Genomic DNA, 18,845 nt, shown 5'->3' on the forward strand with positions numbered 1-18,845 from the left:
CCGCCGAAGACGATGTCGTTGCCACCGCCGGCATGCACCTCGTCGTCGCCCTGGCCGGCATTGATGACGTCATTGCCATCGCCGCCCGACACCACGTCGTCGCCATCCTCGCCACGCAGAATGTCCGAGCCGCCCTGACCGACCAGAACATCCGTTCCAGCACCACCCAGGATCGTATCGTCACCACCCGCGCCAAGAAGCGCTTCCGCCGCGGCCGTGCCGATCAGCGTGAGGCCTGCGACTGGTGTCGGCGTCGGAGTCGTTCCGCCACCTGTACCAGAGCCGCCACCGGTGCCGCCGCCGGTTCCGGGACCCGCGCCATCGCCGCCATCGTCTCCGTCTCCTTCGCCGTCCGACGGGCCGTCGTCATCCTCGTCCTCACCGTCTTCACCATCGTCGATGCCGTCATCGTCATCATCATCGTCACCGTCGCTCTGGCCGTCATCGTCAGAGTCGTCATCATCGTTGTCTTCGCCGCCATCGTCAGGACCATCCTCGAGATCAGACGAGAAGATGTCTTCCGGCAGACCGGTCAGGCCGGTATTGCGGGCGACGATGTCCGAGAAGCCTTGGCCATCGATGAAGTTCTCATAGAGGTCGAAGTTGTCGAAGCGCTCCAGATAGTAGAAGCGATCGGCTTCCTGCAGGCGATCGAACTGTTCGTGCAGAACCACCCAGAAGGTGTCACCGGCCATGCCGCCGTTGAAGTGCTTCTCGGCAAGGCCACCGACCCAGAGATCGACACGATCAATGCCCTTGACCAGGCCGGTGCCATCCTGCTGGACCGTGACGATATTGCCGTTGATCGCCTTGAAGGCGGCAATCTGGTCGGCCTGCAACACGAGATCCGGATAGGCTGCCATGAACTGTGCGAGCACGACATTGCTGATCCCGTTCCGCTGCTGGAAGTCCTGCCAGCTGGAATAGGGGTTCATCGAACCGCCATTGGCTTCGAGGAATTCGACAGCGAACTTGATATAGGGATCGGTCGAGGCCTTCAGATCGGCCTTCACCTGGTTGAGGGTACCGAGACCCACGTCGCGTCCACGCGCCACGTTGAAGGCGAAGAGATCGGCCCGGATCCGAACGAGGTCGTTGCGCACCGCATCGACGACGTTGAAGTCGACGTCTTCCGCCGGCTGCTCGACGATGCCAGCAAGGATCGCACCGGTTCCGAGCTGCTCGTAGCCCGGCTTTGGATCGTAACCCATGGCCTGCAACTGGGCGAGCTGTTGTGGTGTGAACACGTCGTTGGTCGGGTTCAGGAAGGCATCGAACAGATTGACCGATATGTTCTGCCCGTCCGGTCCCTTGACCGTGATCGTGTCACCGATCAGCGAGTGGCCGATGCGATAGACCGCAGCGGCAAATTCGTGGCTGATGCCGGCGTCTGCCTTGTCGTTATAGCCTTCGAAGCCGTGGCTGCCATTGCCTTGGATGCCACCGATAAGCGCATCGGCGAATTCCGTAAAGACGACGCGTTGATACTCGGCTTCGTTGACCATCTTGGCGGCCTGGAAGAGCTCTTCCGGCGTGCCCTCAAATCCGGCCGCCTGCAACTTCTCGACATGGAAGTTGTGGTTGCGGGCCCAGATGGTGTGCATCGAGGTCAGCGTGAAGTTCTCGTTCGCACGACCGTCGCCGCCGATATAGTGGTCAAGCGGGCTGATCACCGGATTGGCGTCGAGCAGAAGCGCATGGCTCGAGCCCATGAAGTTTCCGGCGAGCTCTCGGACCACGGTCATGTTGTAGCCGCCGTTCTGCGTCCACAGAGTCGGATAGTAGTCCATCAGGGTCTTGCCGGTACCAAGGCCAGGACCCTCGAAGACGGTTCCGGCCGCCCGGTGATGGTCGAGCAGTTCACGCAGCGTCGACATCAGGTGGAAGCCGGGCGCCGAGGGATCTTCCGGTCCCATCAGGATGCGCGAGCCCACGCCGCCGCTGCCATCGCTTTCGCGCAGGAACTGGCCGACGATGATGTTCGAACCGTAGACCTGGTTCTGGTCGACGTAAGGCGATGTCTTGTTGAGATGCTGCGGCGTGTCACTCGCCGATTCCAGCGGGGCTGCCAGCGAGCCACGGGTCAGATCGGTGAAGTTGGCCGCCGTCGGACCGGAAACGTCCGCGCCGTCAATGATCACCCTGCCGGCCCCACCCTTCGGCAGGAAGTCGAGACCGTGGTCGAAATACTGACCGAAGGCCATGAAGAAGATGTTCGCATCGTTCGGTGCCTTCGGCAGGTTTGCTTCCTGTGCACCGATGAGATTCGAGATCGCACGCGGGTCGAGCCCGTCGAAGATCGGATTGAGGGCCCTGTTGATGATGTTGCCCTGGTCATCCAGCTCGACGCCTGTACCATAGCGGGCTTCGGTCAGGCGAATAAATGGCTCGTCCGCAGAGCCGAACGTCGGATTGTCGATGTTGTTGCCGTTACCAGAGAGATCCCGGACGCCGCCGGCACCCGCCGTATCATCATCTCCCGCAAAGGCCGGAAGACCCTTGATGAGATTGGTGATGCCCTGGACGTCACGCGCTGTGTATTCAAAGGCGCCTGCAGGCCCGGGTACCTCACCTGACTCGTTACCATCGTCTTCGTGATCGTCGCCAGGAGTTGCGAGCTGCGGCGTCTGGCCGGAGAATGTGATCGAGTGCGACCCATTCGAAAGCGTCTTCGTTCCGTTCGTGTTGACCGTCAGGCTATAGCTTGCCGGGTCTGTTCCTTCGGGAATCTCGACCACGTCCTGGGCTCTGAGTGTGCCGAGGATGGTGTCCTGGCCACCAGCCGACCGGAACAGGATGCGGTGCGCCGAAGCGAGGCCGGAAATATCAACCGTATCGTTTCCTTCAGAACCGTTGATGGTGATCGTGTTGAAGTTCAGGCTGGTCGGATTGAAGTTGCCGAGTGCGAAGACTTGGTCGCTGCCCGGCCCGGTGTTGATGATGATCTCCTCAATGTTATCGAGCTCGGCAATGATGTTGGCACTGGTTGTACCACCGCGGGTGATGACGATTTCGGTCGCATTGTTCAATCCGGTGATGCCGGCGCCAAGCGCTGCCGCACGGGAATAGACGCGGAAGACTTCGTTTGTGCCGTCGCCGTTGATGATGATCGTATCGTTGCCGGTGCCGCCATTGACGAAGTCACGACCATCGCCGACGTTCCAGACAATGATGTCATTGCCCGTTCCGGCGTCGACCGCATCGTTGCCGGCGCCGGTGAAGATCACGTCGTTTCCGCCTTGAGCATTGATCGTCGATCCCGTGCCGTCACCAACAATGATGTTTGCACCATTCGTCCCGTTGATCGTGCCGGCGTCGTAGGAAATGTTCACGGACGCCGTATCGGAAGCTACCCCGTCGCTGACGGTATAGGTTGCTGTCCGGTTCGCCTGGGTCGTGTAGGTAAAGGTCGTTGAAGCGCCCGTCCGCTGGACCCCAAAATCAGTCTGGTTTTCCGTAACACCAGTGATCGACAGGACCCCGTCGGGATCGGTGTCATTCTGCAGCAATACCCAGTCGGGCAGTGTAAAGCTGCCTTGGACATTGGTGATGACACTGTCATTTCCGGCAAATGGCACATCGTTGACAGACACGACGTTCACGGTGGTCTTGGCAGTATTGCTGTTGAAGACACCGTCATTGACCGTGACTTCGATGAGGCGGTCGACAATGCTGGGGTTGTCAGAACTGTTGCGGAACTGGATCGCCTGGATTGCTGCCTGCCAGAAGCCGATCTGGGGTTCGTTGCCTGTGAGCGTGACCGTGATGCGGCCCGGCACACTCGTGTCTACCGCGCTGTTGATATTGCCCGGCAGGTTGTTCGGAATGACGAAACTGTCGCCCTGCTGTGCATTCGTCAGAACGATACGAGCGGAGACAATGCGATCATTCTCGACGATGACCGGAGCCGAAGCGACGCTCTGGTCTGCGCCGTCCTCCGTAAAGGTCGCCTCGTAGTCGACCACGGGAGCGGTCGTATAGGTGATCGCGAGGTTGTCGATGCTGACCAGGTCATTGTTGCCGAGCGCCGTCGTCACGAACCGAACAATCGCATTCTCAGTGAACGGCCCGGTCAGCGTAATGTTGCGATTGGCAGTGTTTGTGTTGCTATTGATGAGGTCGACCTGCACGAAGTTCGCCGCGCTGCCGTCTCTGGAGAAAAAGACACGGACGCTCTCGTTGTCATTCGGATCGAGGCCAGATTCCTGGATCGAATAGGCAAGTGTTGCCGTCGTCGCTCCGGCCAGGTTCACCGCTCTCTGGATCTGCGCGCCATCACCGCCTGCGAAGCGAAGCACGTTGGTGTTGTTGTCGAGCTGGATCTGGCCACCGGTAACAACGTTGCCTGTGGTGGTATCGTTGGTTTCGACCCAAGACGAAGCCCAGGTTGCAGTTCCGTTGGAGTTGTTGTGGGCCGGTGTATCGAAGTTGTCGCGGTACTGGCTCGACGGCGTCTGCAGATAGAGCTTCGGCGGTGTCAGCGAAACATCACCATCGGCAAACCGCAGGACCTCGATGTTCTTCAGGCGGTCGACGCCATCGGAATTAATCAGCCCGAGTGCGCCGGTCGGGTCGACCTGAACATGGGTGACCGTGATGCTGCCGTCGGCATTCTGCTCGATAGAATAGTTCGCCCGAACGTCGGAATAGACTGCAACGTCGACATCTCCCGATTTGCCGCCGTCGACGATTTCACGAACGATCTTCATCTGGCCTGGCGTGATGGCGCGCTCGAGCAGAAGATCGGAGAGAGCCTTACCGCCAAAAGCCGGTGCCGTATTCGCCGGGATTTCACCGTTGACGAGCTGCGACTGCAGATAGACAGGACCTGCAAGGCTGTCGGCCGTGTAAATGGGTCCATCCTGCGTTGGCGAGATCCTGATCCGAACATTCAGCCAGGCGTCGCCGTCGATGACGTCGTCACCGCCACGGCCCTCGATCACGTCGCTGCCACCGCCGCCGAGGAGAATGTTGCCGTCGTCGAAGGCGATTTCGGCTTCCCGGGCAGCTTCACCCACGGTCGCGCTATTCTGCACCAGGTTGCCGAGCAATTCGCGCAAGCCGGCGATACGATCGATACCGGCCTGGCTCAGATGGTGCTTGATCATGGTGTTTTCGGCACCGGCGAGGTTCGCATCCGGCTCGGCTTCCGGATCCGGCGTTGTCGGGAAGGCTGTCGAGCGGTTGTCGCCCTTCAAGAGGTCGTTCTGTTTGTAGCCTGAAAGTCCTTCCACGGCGTCGAAGCGGTTGCGCAAGATATCCTGCTGATCGGTCGTGAAGATCGGCCGCAGAAGGTCAGCGTCTGCCGACTTGGTGCTTCCCTTGTAGATTGCCCAGTCGTAGCCCCACATGCCTTCGTTGCGCATGACGCTTTCGCCTTGGACCATGATGTCGTCGCCGGATTCGGCGTCGAAATCATGCTCGTTCTCACCGGCGAACATGACGTCATGGCCGAGAATGGTCGAATTGAAGAAGAGCTCGGAGTTGTCGCCTGCGGTCGTGTCGAAACCATTGCCGGCTTCGATCCAGTCGTCGCCTTCGTTGCCGAGCAGGAAGTCGCCACCGTCGCCACCGAGCATGAAGTCGTCGCCTTCGCCGCCGAACATTTCCTTGCCGTCCGGGCCGGCGATCAGGACGTCGGAACCCTGGTTGCCGAAAACGAGTGCCAGACCCGACCCGGCATGGATGACGTCGTTTCCTTCTTCACCCATGAGGAAGTCGGTTTCGCCGATGTCGGTGCCGGCATTGGTGATAATGTCGTCGCCTTCACCGCCATGGATCTTGTCGACACCATAGCCGGCTTCGATGCGGTCGTTGCCGCCGCGACCCCAGACCGAATCGTCACCGCCGCCGGAGATGATCGTGTCGTCGCCGTTCGTTCCCTGGATGAGGACATGGTCGAGACCATTGTACTTGATGAAGTTCGCGCCTCGCTGGACCAAAGGTGCGAGAGCATTGAGGAACGGATCTGTGCCAACCGGATCGGTGTAGCCCCATTTCGTCTGCTCGGCGAGATCGACATAGAGAACATGGTCCGGGACCGAGAAGATGTCGCCCGGTACAGCATAGCCTGTCTGACCGATGTCGGTGTTGCGGATGACCATTTCGGCAAAGGAATTGGCTTCCAGCTCGTTCAGCAGGTTCAGGCCCTGGGTACGCGACAGATAGTAGAAACGGTCGCCGTTCTGCAGGTTTTCAAGCTGCAGTTCGAAGACGAAGGAGAAAGTGGAGCCCAGCATGCCACCGAAGGCCATCTTCTTTTCGGCCAGACCGCCAATCCAGAGATCGACGTCATTCAGGCCGCCGAGATTGCCGGCATAGGAGCCGGTGCCGTTCAGGAAGGCCTGACGATCGGCTTCATTCAGTGAGCTGTCACCGAAGACCAGCTTCATGGCGGCATCACGCTTCGCGTCCGCTGTCGTCGCAGATGCAATTGTAGAATGCGTGCCATAGGCTGCGATGAAGTTGACGATCGAGGCCGGGTTCTTGAGGTTCATGCCGAAGTCGACCCAGTTCTTGTAGGGGTCGAGCTGTGTGTCGCCGTTGGCGATCGCCTTGAACTGGGCGCGCGCAGCATTGAGGCCAGGCAGACCGGTCTCGCGGCCACGCGCGATGTTCAGCGCCGCGAGGTCGAGCGGAATGCCGACCAGGTGGTTGCGCAGGACGTCCGTGACGAACTCGTCGATCTCGTTGCCGACCTGGCCGGTCATGCCGCGTATGACGGCGCCGGCACCCTGGTCGGCGGTGATCGAGCCTGGCGCATAGGCCGTCGGGTTCAGGAAGGCGGTGAAGAGATCCATGGAACTCTTGACGCCCGTGGCGCTGACGCTGTCGACGGTTTCATTCAACATCGAATGGCCGAAGCGATAGACGACATGCGCGAACTCGGCAAAGATCGCCGGATTGATGTCCATCGACGGGTTGAAGACGAAGGCGTCGACATCGGGCTGGATTTTCCGCGCGAACTCCTCGAACACCAGATGCTGATACTGCATTTCCGTGGTGAAGCGCGCTGCCTGGAAGAGGCGTTCGCCGTCCCATTTCAGCGCGTCTTTGATGGCCGCGAGGCTGCCGACTGGCAGCGACTGGACATCTGTTGCGAGCCACTCGTTCAGGAAGGCGAAATTACCGTTCTGAGCAGCCGCAATTGCCTGATCTTTGACCTGCTCGACGATACGGTTGTGCTCGGAATGGAAAATGTGATGGACAGCGGTCAGGCCGATGTTTTCGTTGCCACGACCGTCACCCGTAACGAAATGCGCATCAAGGAGTTCGTTGTCATAGGTCGTTGCCTGGCCAAGCGAATTCAGCTGAATAGCGTTGTTCGCGACATTGTCGGCATCCGCCACTTTCATGATGGGGGCGGTTGAAGGATCCCGGTCATGATCGACCAGCCCGGGGACCGCGTTGTGGGCGATGTCGTCGAGGAAGGCGTGGCTGGTCAGGACGGCATTTGCGAGGCTGATCGGCGTGGTGAGATTGCCTTCGACCCATACGATATTGTTGGGAGTGCCGGTGGCGACCATCGGAAGGCCGTTCGGGCCGCGAACGAATTCGCCGTAGGCATCCATCTTGAACAACGGCACCGCCCCGACAAATTCGTCGGTCAAGTTGATGCCGAGCACCTCACGCGCCTGCGCCTTGACTTCGCCCCAAGTGGCGATGCCCTTCGCACCTTCGAGCAGGTGACCGGTCGATACGGGCTTGCCGTCGACCATCTTGTACTCGCGCAGAAAGAGCTGCTTGGACGCAACCGAGGAATAGGTCTGGTTCTGATCAACGAAGGGCGTTGTCAGATTGAGCGGTGTCTGCGGTGCGCGCGTCAGCACCATGTAGTTGGTGAAACTGCCGGGCACGTAGAGCGGGTCATCCGGAGCGAGCGGAATGTAGATCTTCTCGTTGCCGCCCTTCTGCACCAGGTCGAGGCCGTGGTCGAAGAACTGGCCGAACAGAGTGAACCACGAATTGTAGGACGCCGAGAGGCCTTCGTCCGGCGACACGTTTTCGATCAGGAGGGACGGACCATCGAAGGTGATGCCGTAGGTGGTCTCGAGCGCCGGCGCCAGGGTATTGGTGACATCAGCAATGAGCACGGCGACCGTCTTCTGGTCGGCTGCCGGAAGCTGACTGTTGGCCGTCTTGGCCGAAGCCAGAAGTCCATCGAACTGAGTCTTTATCGACGTCACCGCGTTGAGTACATTGCCCGTGAAGCCGGCCTGCATGAGGGCCGTGTAGATCGCGGCAGGATTCGACAGCGTCTGGTCGACGATCAGGTTCGAGATCAGTCGGGGATCGGCATCGGCAACGGCGCCGGTCGGGTTATAGGCCCCGCCGATCGTCGTGAAACTGGTCTGCCCGGTCCGGATCTGGAAGGTGTCCCCGTCGCTGACACGCCACTCGTCACCGAGCAGATCGAGGAACGGCTGATCCACAGCGCCCCAATTTTCGCGACCGGCGCCGAGATTGTTGTAGCTTCCGTCGACGGTACGCAAACCGTAAGGGACATGTTCTGCGCTGATCGCAAGCGTGGCGCCAGCTGTGCCTGCCGGTACCACGTTGCCGAGCTCATCGACCCATATGTTCGTGAGTGCCACTGCGCTGGTGCCGGAATGTGCAATCGAGTTCGCCTCGGCGATCTTGATCTGCCGCAGGATGAATTCGAGATCGTGCTGATTGACCTGGACCATGCCTTTTTCGGGGATACCCCGCCTCCGCTTTTCACGCCCCTGTGACTTTTTGTCAGGGTTTTGTCAGAAGAGCAGCGTCTCACAGCCGTGAGAAATCGATAGGGAAATTGGTCCCGCGATATTTTGGATCAAAGTCCAATTTTAGTTCAGACCTTGGTCTGAACTTCTTGCGAACGCAGTCGACAAGAAGACTTAAGCGTGCATGAATCCAAACCCAAGTGTAGGCAGAAAAACTGCGTAACTATACTGAGCGCCCCTATGAGGCGCAGGGGGGAAGAGAAAATCGATGCTGACGCTCTGGGCAGAACTCGGCCCGGTCTGATGGACACACGGTCGAAGACGATTGCGCAGGAAACTGCGCCGCCATCGGTGCCACCCGGTGCTTGGCTCCGGCTGAAATCGCTGTCGTTATCGGCGCAGTTTCTCATTGCCGCATCCCTGATCGTCTTTGGCCTGATGACCGGGGTGAGCCTGTTTGTCGCCGCTCAGGTCGAAAAGGCGGCGCGGGACGCTGCGGGCTCTGCAGGGGCCGTCAGACTGCAGACCCTTGTCGCGCCGCTGATAGAGCGGTCGGAAGATGGGGGCTTTCGCTTCGATGACGTATTTCAGACCAGGATAACCAATCTGATCGGGACTGGGCCACCAGGACAGCGGGTCATCAATATCAAGATCTGGTCCGCCGATGGGCGACAGGTCTATCCACCTGATACCACCGAGGAACCGGTTCTGTTTGACGAGCTTGTCCAAGCACTGGCCGGAAAAACGATCGTCTCGCGGACCACGGTTGCCAAACACGCCTATACCGACGAAGAGGAATCCCTGTCGCTTCTGGAGGTCTACAGTCCCCTCATTCGATCGCCGGAGGGGGAGGTTTTGCTGGCGGGGGAGATTTACGAAGAATCCGAAGTGCTCGAACGGCAGATTGCAGAGACCCGCCAAAGGTCCATGATTGGCGTCTTTCTTCTGTCTGTCCCCATGCTGTCGCTACTCTATCTTGTGGTTAGGCGGGGGGCACGCCTTATCGAACAGCAACGCCGAACCCTAAAGGAAAGCCTCCGCAACGCGATCGAGCTGTCGGTTGAAAACAATCGCCTTCGTCTGCTCGCCGACAATGCACGGACAGAGGCTGGAAAGCTGAACGAGCGCATCCTGGATCAGATCGGTGCGGACCTGCATGATGGGTCGGTTCAGATCCTGACGCTTGTAAAACTGCGTTTGAGCGATCTCGTCACGCCGCGTGCGGATGTTTCCCCAGCGATGCGGGATTCCCTGACCAAGATCCTGGATCTCGTGGGCAATGTTCTGGACGAGGTGCGAAATCTGTCGGCCGGATTGGTTCTGCCCGAGCTCGAGCACGCCACCATCGATGAATCCCTGCAGCTGGCGACCAAGCGTTTCTTGGAGATCACGGGACGGGATACGGTCTTGACCGGTAGCACCGGCACGGAGCTGCGTATTCCAGATCTGTCGATCTGCCTCTACCGGTTCGTTCTGGAGGGGCTGATGAACAGCTATCGTCACGCCCATGGCAACGCGCACTTCGTGCGCTGCAGCTTCAAACGCGGACGCCTGTTCGTCGCGGTGGTGGATATTGGCCAACGCCCAGTTCTGTCATCCAAACGGGAGGTGCAGCGGGCCCGTTTGGGCAAGGTGAGCCAGAAAAGACGGGTTCGCACATTCGGTGGCCGTGTGCGCTATTTCCCGCGCCGCAACGGCTCATTCGCTATCGCGAGCTTGCCGATTGGAAACGTCGACTGAGATCGTCAGCTGGCGATACGGTCCCTCGGAGAGGTCCGGTTCCTGACAGCGATCACCAGTTCGACCCGATTGCGAACGTTGAGCTTGCTCATCAACGAGGTCATGTAGTGTTTGACCGTCTTTTCGCTGATGCTGAGACTGACGCCGATTTCCCTGTTGGTGAGGCCCTTGAGGAGAGCACTCACGATCTGCTCTTCCCGGTGGTGGAGCCGCTCGGGCGCCTGTGCCTTGCGCCGCAGTTCCGCGGTCTTCATCGACACGATGACTTTCGTGGCGAAGCCCGGCGTGATGTAGGTCTCTCCGCTATGAGCACTGATGATGGCATGATGCAGGTCGGAAGACGATGCGCCCTTGAGCACATAACCGCTGATGCCGGCCTCGATCAGTTCGACAGCGGGCTGGATCGCGCTGGACGCGGTGAAGACGATGACCTTGGTCGAGGGATAAGACGCCAACATAACGTCGATCGCGGCAAAGGAATCTCCGGGCATACTTAAGTCCATGACGATGACGTCCGGATTATGATCCTCCAGGATATTCAAAGCATCCACGGTGGTATGGCCCATCGCCACGACATCGAGATCAGCCTTGGTCTTGTACAAGCTGACCAGGCCCTCCAACAGTATCGGGTGATCGTCTACGAACGCGACACGTACAAGCATTACCCCTACCCCTTTAGGGATATACCTACCATAGTCGATACAATTCGGGAAGCGCTTGATTAATTTTCGGTTAATAACGGCACGGCTTTTTCTGGTGGAGTCCACGATCCCGGCGGACCCCCAAGTGGTTGAGCGGAGTGAATTCACAACATCTACTGTCTCGCGAGACTGACGCACCAAGTAATTGAATGTTCCCACATCCATATTCCTAACTGAATATATTGTTTACTTGATGTATTTCTTTTGCAGCCCGTGATCAGCCGTTGCCGATCAAAGAACCTGCGGATTTGGGATGCTACATTGCCCCCGAAAGGGGCGCGCGCGCCCGTAGTCTCGCCCTGCCTCCCTGCCCCGGCCTTCTCAGCACAACTCAGTTTTTCGCGAGATTGATCGCATTGTAGCGACTGATTTAGCCGATCACCAAGGCCCGTGTCCTATTCTGATCCAGAGCAGGCTGACAGGATTGGTTTCATGCGTGTGACGGTGGCCCTGATGATCGCAGCGGTATTCAGCATCCTGGCGATCAAGTATTCCGACAACTCTCTCGGCGGTGGACGGCTGACTGCGTCTGCGAGCGATGTTGCTGCGGGTTGATCGCCCTCATGGCCAAGATTGTGGCATTTCAACAACAGACACTTCAGTTCGTTCCGGTTTCCGGCCGGAATACGGCCATGGAGGAACTGCTTTTGCCGCAATCTCGTTGAGGATCACCAGGCAGGAGCAAAGACCATGAGATACATCTTCATCCTGCTGATCGCCTCGGTGCTCAGCATACTCGCCTTCAAATATTCGAACAATTCGCTCGGCGGCGGCGAGCTGATGGCATCGCCAATGGACGTGTCTCAGGAAACCTGATCACGCCGCATCCAGCGGGTCGCATCGGCTGTTTTTCGTCAGCCCAGCAGTGTGTCCAGCCATTCGCGCGAGAGGCGCGTTTCCAGTTCCGTCGCCAGATCGTCCAGGGCGGCGTCTACACTTTCCCGGTAGTTGGTTCCGCCGCCTGAGACGCCGAAACTCTCCATGAGCTTGCGTCTGTAGGCGTCACTTGAAAACAGACCATGCAAATAGGTGCCGATGACGCGCCCATCGGCGGAGGCTGCGCCGTCAGCGCGACCGTCAATCCGGATTGGTGGTCGAAGCGTGTCCGGCCCTTGCGTCACCCCAAGATGGATCTCGTAGCCCGACAACGGCACGTCGTGCTCGAGGGAGTGCGCCTCGCTGTTGCGAACGGTCTTTTCCGGCGCCATGACGGTTTCGATATCGAGCAACCCAAGTCCTTCGACCGTGCGTGGCGCACCTTCGAGGCCAAGAGGATCCGAGATTTGTCGACCCAGCATCTGATATCCGCCACAAATTCCGATCACGCGTCCGCCGCGTCTCACATGCATCGCAAGATCGCGGTCCCAGCCGTGGCTCCGTAACTCCTCCAGATCCGCGATCGTCGACTTCGATCCGGGCAGGATCACCAGGCCAGCATTGACAGGCAGCGGGTCGCCGGGGCGGACATAAACCAGCTCGACCTCCGGTTCGGCGGCGAGCGGGTCGAGGTCGTCGAAGTTTGCTATGCGTGAGAGGACGGGTACGGCAACCTTCAAGGCGCCGCCGGTCCCCTTGACCAGGCGCTCCAGGACGACGGAATCCTCTGCCGGAAGGCGCGCAGCCGCCTTCAGCCAGGGGATGACGCCGAAGCAGGGCCAGCCGGTAAAGGCGCCGATCGCCGAAAGGCCATCATCGAAGAGGCTGACATCGCCGCGGAACTTGTTGATGATGTAGCCGATGATCTGAGCACGATCCTCCTGTGGCAGGATCGTATGGGTGCCCACCAGCGAGGCGATCACCCCTCCCCGGTCGATATCACCGACGAGGACCACCGGCACGCCGGCGCGGGTGGCGAAACCCATATTGGCGATATCGCCCGCCCTCAGGTTGATCTCGGCAGGCGAGCCGGCGCCTTCGACGATGACGATGTCCTTGCCGGCGGAAACGGTCTCGAAACTTTCGAGGACGGCGCCCAGCAGCTGCGGTTTCAGCCGCTGGTAGTCGCGTCCCTTGGCTTGGCCGAAGACCTTGCCCTGGACGATGATCTGGCTGCCGGTTTCGCTCTGGGGCTTGAGCAGCACCGGATTCATGTGCACGGAAGACGGCGTGCGGGCCGCAAGCGCCTGGAGCCACTGGGCGCGGCCAATTTCCCCACCGTCATCGGAGACGGCAGCATTATTGGACATGTTCTGAGGCTTAAAGGGAGCTACCTTGAGCCCCCTGTTCGCAGCCAGACGGCACAAACCGGCCACCAGTATCGTCTTTCCGACATCCGATCCTGTCCCCTGCAACATGATCGCTCTTGTCATCCTGTCCTGTCCTGTTTCCGCCCCGGCATGGACTGCCTATTTTTCATGATCTTGCAGCGATTTCGCCGCCAAGGTTGATGCAAATGCGACACTGCGGCAGCCTGTCGCGGCCGATATCTCAGCTGTTGATCATTTGCGACATTCAATGACGGTTTGCGCGCTGGTGCGGAGACTTCGCAGTGATTATCTGCGGCTCGAAACCAGCGCCCTCAAGAGCGCGGCAATCTAGGAAACACCCATGCTCTACATCCTGCAGAACCGCAATAGCCTCGCCATCGCCTGGAACGGCCGTGCACCGCAGCGCAAGCCCGTTGCACGGTGGGAAGTTCGCAATCCGATTGCGTTCCGCAAGGGTTGATCAGCGGCTTGAGACGGGTCGCAAACATCGCGTGGCGCGATGTGGATGCCGCTCTCGGCCGGACCTGAAAAACAAAACGCCCCGGGACGCAATACTCGATCCGGGGCGCAACCGACAGTAACGCGTCGGTGCTTCCATCTACCGCTTTAGATGTTACCGGATCGTTAGCCCGACGCCTCGGGCGACAATTTTTCAATTTTTTTTGTGCTTGCACGAGCGCCCCTTCGCGCCTGTCATATTGACGCAGTTGGGACACGTTAGGTCTCACGTTGGATTGCAGCCAAACGCCGCTTCTGTTCCGCCTGATGCAACTGCTCGTCCGTTGGGCGCATTGACCTCGCGCGGAGGCCGAAATGCGGCAAAATCAGTCGCAACAATAGCTTGGGTCCAGCGCCGCCGCGCATGGCCGGGGTCGCAAGAGGTTGATTTTCGGAACCAAAGACGTAGGCTTATAGTCGTGACACGAGGTCGACAGGGCAGCAACGCTCCTCACGACAAGACCTGGTCCACTCGATGACGCACCGGCCTGACGCGTCCGGGCGCTCATGCGCATGAAGACAAAAATGGCAATGCGGTCTGCAGTAGCCGCCTCTGCCCGTCCCGATGAACGCTGCAAGATAAGACTGGGAGGTCTTAACTCCATGAAGAAGCTGATTGCTTCCACAATTCTCGCCGCGGGTCTCTACGCAGTTGCCGGCTCTGCCCAGGCTGCCGAATGCGGTGATGTCTCGATAGCCGAAATGAACTGGGCGTCGGCTGGTGTCGCCGCCTATGTCGACAAGATCATCCTGGAAAGCGGTTATGGCTGCAAGGTGACCGTGGTTACCGGCGATACCATGCCGACTTTCGCTTCCATGAATGAAAAAGGCCAGCCGGACATGGCGCCGGAGTTCTGGGTGAATGCCGTGCGCACCGCCCTGGACGAAGCCATTGCCGAAGGCCGTCTGATCCAGGCTGCTCCGCTTCTCTCCGACGGTGGTGTAGAAGGCTGGTGGATCCCCAAGTTCCTGGCCGACGAACATCCTGAGATCAAGACGGTCGAGGATGCGCTTGCCCGTCCGGAACTTTTCCCGGCACCTGAAGATGCATCCAAGGCTGCCGTCACCAACTGCCCGTCCGGCTGGAACTGCCAGGTTTCGACCGCTAATCTCTACCGTGCACTCGGTGCGAAGGAGAAGGGCTTCGAACTGGTTGATACCGGCTCGGCCGCCGGCCTCGACGGCTCGATCGCCAACGCCTTTGAAAACAAGAAGGGCTGGCTCGGCTATTACTGGGCTCCGACCGCCATTCTCGGCAAGTACGAAATGGTGAAGCTGTCCTTCGGCGTCGAGCATGACAAAGCGTCCTGGGATGCCTGCACCGCCGTTCCGGATTGCCCGGATCCGAAGGTAAACGCCTATCCGGTTTCCGACGTCTACACCGTCGTCACCAAGGGCTTTGCCGAAAAGGCCGGTGTCGCGATGGATTACGTGCAGACCCGCAAGTGGGACAACGCAACCGTCGGCAAGGTTCTCGCCTGGATGGAAGACAACCAGGGCACCAATGAAGACGGCGCACGCCACTTCCTCGAAACCTATCCGGAAATGTGGACCACTTGGGTCGCTCCGGACGTTGCCGAGAAGATCAAGGCCGCTCTCTGAGCGCAGCTTTCATTGCGAACATGCGGCGGGCCTCGTTGCCCGCCGCGCTTTCTGCGAAGCGGCATGCCGCATCACGCCATTCAACGACTCCCGACGTCGCAGACGGCATGAATTCCCTTCCGGAACTCGACTAGCCTCTTGCCTCGGGAACATGGCATCGCCGTAAAGGCCCATCGCAGCGTCTCGGACGTCACAACGAGCGGGGGTCGACAAGGGGAACGAGATGGCTTCGACTTTATGTAATTACCTGCCGGAACTGATGTGCAAGTTTCCGGCGATCGACGGCACAACGATGCGTGTCGCGCGCAAGAGTATCGACGACAGTTTCAAGGGCTTCGTGCGTGCCTATGGCAATGTCATCGACGCTGTGACGCATCCACTACAGCTCTTCCTGAACTGGCTTGAGGCGCTGTTCGTCAGCACACCCTGGTTCGTCTTTTTGGCGGTCATGGTCCTGATTGTGTACTACGCCAGCCGCAACATGCGCATCGTGGCTTTGACGATCATCGGCATGTTGTTCATTGGCTTCGTCGGTCTCTGGGAAGATACGATGGTCACGCTGGCCATCGTCACCGTATCGACCCTACTTGCCATCATCATCGGCATTCCATTGGGTATCCTGATGGCGCGATCGGACAGAGCCCAATCCATCATCAATCCTATCCTCGACGTCATGCAGACCATGCCGAGTTTCGTCTATCTCATTCCGGTCGTCATGGTCTTCGGAATCGGCAAGGTCCCGGGCGTCATTGCCGTTGTCATCTATGCCGTTCCGCCGATGATCCGCCTGACCAATCTCGGCATCCGACTGGTCGATCGCGAGGTGCTGGAAGCCGCAGACGCCTTCGGGTCCTCACCGCGGCAGAAACTGATCAACGTCCAGATCCCGCTCGCCCTGCCGACCGTGATGGCCGGGATCAACCAGACCATAATGATGTCGCTCGCCATGGTCGTCGTTGCCTCGATGATCGGTGTCGGCGGGCTCGGCAAGAACGTGCTGCAAGCGATTTCCAACCAGTTCCTGACGATCGGCTTCCTCAACGGTTTCGCGCTCGTTGCCATCGCTATCATCTTCGACCGCGCCAGCCAGGCTTACGGCAAGCGCCTTCAGCGCCACACGGAGGTGGTCCATGGCTAGTCACGACATCGAGATCCGCAATCTCTACAAGATCTTCGGCCCCAATGGCGGTGCCTTCATCGATCAGGTGAAGGCCGGCATGTCGAAGTCGGAGCTCAACGAGACCCATGGCCATGTGCTCGGCCTCAAGGATATCAACATCGAGATGCCCGGCGGTGGTATCACCGTCGTCATGGGTCTGTCGGGCTCCGGCAAATCGACGCTGATCCGCCACATCAACCGGCTGATCGAACCGACCTCCGGCGAAGTCCTCTATGACGGCGTCGACGTCTGTCAGATGAGCCCGTTGGAGTTGCGGGAATTCCGCCGCCACAAGACGGCGATGGTGTTCCAGAAGTTCGCATTGCTGCCGCACCGCACAGTCCTCGAGAACACCGTTTACGGCCTCGACATTCAAGGAATTCCGCGTTCGAAGAGCGAGGAGATCGGCCGCCGCTGGATCGACCGCGTCGGGCTCTCCGGCTTCGAGGGGCATTACCCGAACCAGCTCTCAGGCGGCATGCAGCAGCGTGTCGGGCTTGCCCGGGCGCTCTCCAATGATGCCGACATCCTGCTGATGGACGAGGCCTATTCGGCGCTCGACCCGCTGATCCGCGTCGACATGCAGACTGTCCTGCTCGACATTCAGCAGGAGCTGAAGAAGACCGTCGTCTTCATCACCCACGACCTCGACGAGGCGCTGCGCCTGGGTGACAAGATCGCGATCCTCAGGGATGGCGAGGTCATTCAACAGGGCTCCGGCCAAGACATCGTGCTGCAGCCGGCCGACGATTACATCTCGGCCTTCGTCAAGGAAGTGAACCGCGGCCGCGTCATCCGGCTCGACACGATCATGGGCCCATTGACCGGGACCGCCGAGGGGCTTGCCATGCCCGGCGGAACCGTTCTGGAGGCGGCGGCACGTATCATGACGGATGCGCGGCAATCGAGCGCAGTCGTGACCAATGACGGCGGCACGCCCATCGGCCGCGTCGATCTGCAGCAGATCATTGCCGCCATGGTCACGCCGAAGAGCCACGAGGACAAGCAGATCGCTGCCGAATAGCGGCGAACGGTATTCCCTCCACCGAAAACGATGCGGCCTCGTCTCTAACGGGGCCGCTGTCTTTTCGAGATTGAAACCATATAAAGACTTCTTTATATGAATGGCATGACCATTAGAGGATCCGCCATGGCAACCCCGTCTAATCCGCTCTCCGAACTGCTGGCCGAAAAGGGCGTGCTGCTCGCCGATGGTGCCACCGGCACCAATCTGTTCGCGCAGGGTCTTGAGGCGGGTGAAGCGCCCGAACTCTGGAACGAGGCGCAGCCGGAAAAGATCGTCAAGCTGCATCAGGATTTCGTCGATGCCGGCGCCGACATCATCCTCACCAATTCGTTCGGCGGCACGCGCCATCGCCTGAAGCTTCACCATGCCCAGGACCGCGTTCATGAACTGAACAAGAAGGCCGCGGAGATTGCCCGTTCGGTGGCGGACAAGGCGCCGCGCAAAGTCATCGTCGCCGGCTCCGTCGGCCCGACTGGCGAATTGTTGATCCCGCTCGGTGCGATGTCCTACGAGGAAGCGGTTGCGGCCTTCGTTGAGCAGATGGAGGGGCTGAAGGCCGGTGGTGCAGATGTGGCCTGGATCGAGACCATGTCGTCGCCGGATGAAATCCGCGCGGCTGCCGAGGCTGCCGTCAAGGTCGGCATGCCCTATACATTCACAGGGTCCTTCGACACGGCCGGCAAGACCATGATGGGCCTGCATCCGAAGGACATCCATGGCGTCGCGGGCGATATCGGCTCGGGGCCGCTGGCGGTCGGCGCAAACTGCGGCGTTGGCGCTTCCGACATCCTGCAGAGCTTGCTCGACATGACCGGCGCAAACCCGGGCGCGACCGTCATCGTCAAGGGCAACTGCGGCATTCCGGAATTCCGGGGTTCGGAGATCTTCTACTCCGGCACCCCGCCACTGATGGCCGACTACGCCCGCCTCGCCCGCGATGCCGGCGCCAAGATCATCGGCGGCTGCTGCGGGACGTCCTGTGACCACCTGGCCGCCATGCGCAAGGCACTCGACGACTATACACCCGGCCCTCGCCCGACGCTGGAGGTGATCGTCGATCGCATCGGACCGCTGCGCAACAAGACCGCGGACGAAAGCGGTGCGCAGGAAAGCAGCCGTCGGCCCCGCCGTCGCGGCAACTGACCGGCCAAGACAGGATCAACAAAAAAGGGCGCCGTGTGGCGCCCTTTCTGATTTCAGCATCCG

At 59.7% G+C, this 18,845-nt stretch carries 10 protein-coding genes; 7 read left to right on the forward strand and 3 right to left on the reverse strand.

Features of this window, described 5'->3' with window-relative positions:
* Positions 1-8,687: peroxidase family protein (locus QWE_RS21900; RefSeq protein ID WP_006728367.1), on the reverse strand; the 8,687-nt coding region annotated here is incomplete at its 3' end.
* Positions 8,688-8,885: 198 nt separating this feature from the next.
* Here QWE_RS21900 and QWE_RS21905 point away from each other — a divergent pair.
* Positions 8,886-10,445, forward strand: coding sequence for a sensor histidine kinase (locus QWE_RS21905; protein ID WP_240532601.1), 1,560 nt, complete (start codon positions 8,886-8,888; stop codon positions 10,443-10,445).
* Between the two features lie 5 nt (positions 10,446-10,450).
* Here the strand turns inward: QWE_RS21905 and QWE_RS21910 are convergent, their stop codons facing one another.
* Positions 10,451-11,107, reverse strand: a complete 657-nt coding sequence (locus tag QWE_RS21910; RefSeq protein ID WP_040300874.1) for a response regulator — start codon at positions 11,105-11,107, stop codon at positions 10,451-10,453.
* A gap of 471 nt (positions 11,108-11,578) precedes the next feature.
* On the opposite strand from QWE_RS21910, the gene QWE_RS25960 reads away from it, so the two are divergent.
* Positions 11,579-11,701, forward strand: a complete 123-nt coding sequence (locus QWE_RS25960) for a hypothetical protein (RefSeq protein ID WP_276307006.1) — start codon at positions 11,579-11,581, stop codon at positions 11,699-11,701.
* Positions 11,702-11,836: 135 nt separating this feature from the next.
* Positions 11,837-11,962, forward strand: coding sequence for a hypothetical protein (locus tag QWE_RS25965; RefSeq protein WP_276307007.1), 126 nt, complete (start codon positions 11,837-11,839; stop codon positions 11,960-11,962).
* A 38-nt stretch (positions 11,963-12,000) separates the two neighbouring features.
* Here the strand turns inward: QWE_RS25965 and QWE_RS21915 are convergent, their stop codons facing one another.
* The gene (locus tag QWE_RS21915; protein WP_006728370.1) at positions 12,001-13,455 is read right to left on the reverse strand and encodes a cobyric acid synthase; all 1,455 of its coding nucleotides are present in this window, start codon (positions 13,453-13,455) and stop codon (positions 12,001-12,003) included.
* 999 nt (positions 13,456-14,454) lie between these two features.
* Here QWE_RS21915 and QWE_RS21920 point away from each other — a divergent pair.
* The 4 genes from QWE_RS21920 to bmt all read left to right on the forward strand — a co-directional run bounded on the left by QWE_RS21920 (position 14,455) and on the right by bmt (position 18,782).
* On the forward strand, positions 14,455-15,453 hold the full coding sequence (locus QWE_RS21920; protein WP_006728371.1) for an ABC transporter substrate-binding protein: 999 nt from the start codon (positions 14,455-14,457) through the stop codon (positions 15,451-15,453).
* A gap of 223 nt (positions 15,454-15,676) precedes the next feature.
* Positions 15,677-16,591, forward strand: a complete 915-nt coding sequence (locus QWE_RS21925) for an ABC transporter permease (protein WP_040300875.1) — start codon at positions 15,677-15,679, stop codon at positions 16,589-16,591.
* Complete coding sequence (locus QWE_RS21930) at positions 16,584-17,636, forward strand: quaternary amine ABC transporter ATP-binding protein (protein ID WP_006728373.1); 1,053 nt, start codon at positions 16,584-16,586, stop codon at positions 17,634-17,636. The genes QWE_RS21925 and QWE_RS21930 overlap by 8 nt, the downstream gene beginning before the upstream one ends.
* Positions 17,637-17,762: 126 nt before the next feature.
* Positions 17,763-18,782, forward strand: coding sequence for a betaine--homocysteine S-methyltransferase (bmt, locus tag QWE_RS21935; protein ID WP_006728374.1), 1,020 nt, complete (start codon positions 17,763-17,765; stop codon positions 18,780-18,782).
* Positions 18,783-18,845: the final 63 nt, after the last annotated feature.

It is taken from the genome of Agrobacterium albertimagni AOL15 (assembly GCF_000300855.1).
In the GTDB taxonomy this organism is placed as follows: Bacteria; Pseudomonadota; Alphaproteobacteria; order Rhizobiales; family Rhizobiaceae; genus Allorhizobium; species Allorhizobium albertimagni.

Excerpts from the sequence above, each read along its gene's own strand:
- QWE_RS25960 (WP_276307006.1), top strand. The coding sequence starts at position 11,579 with ATGCGTGTGACGGTGGCCCTGATGATCGCAGCGGTATTCAGCATCCTG.
- QWE_RS21930 (WP_006728373.1), top strand. The coding sequence starts at position 16,584 with ATGGCTAGTCACGACATCGAGATCCGCAATCTCTACAAGATCTTCGGC.
- QWE_RS21910 (WP_040300874.1), bottom strand. The coding sequence starts at position 11,107 with ATGCTTGTACGTGTCGCGTTCGTAGACGATCACCCGATACTGTTGGAG.
- QWE_RS21920 (WP_006728371.1), top strand. The coding sequence starts at position 14,455 with ATGAAGAAGCTGATTGCTTCCACAATTCTCGCCGCGGGTCTCTACGCA.
- bmt (WP_006728374.1), top strand. The coding sequence starts at position 17,763 with ATGGCAACCCCGTCTAATCCGCTCTCCGAACTGCTGGCCGAAAAGGGC.
- QWE_RS21925 (WP_040300875.1), top strand. The coding sequence starts at position 15,677 with ATGGCTTCGACTTTATGTAATTACCTGCCGGAACTGATGTGCAAGTTT.
- QWE_RS21915 (WP_006728370.1), bottom strand. The coding sequence starts at position 13,455 with ATGACAAGAGCGATCATGTTGCAGGGGACAGGATCGGATGTCGGAAAG.
- QWE_RS25965 (WP_276307007.1), top strand. The coding sequence starts at position 11,837 with ATGAGATACATCTTCATCCTGCTGATCGCCTCGGTGCTCAGCATACTC.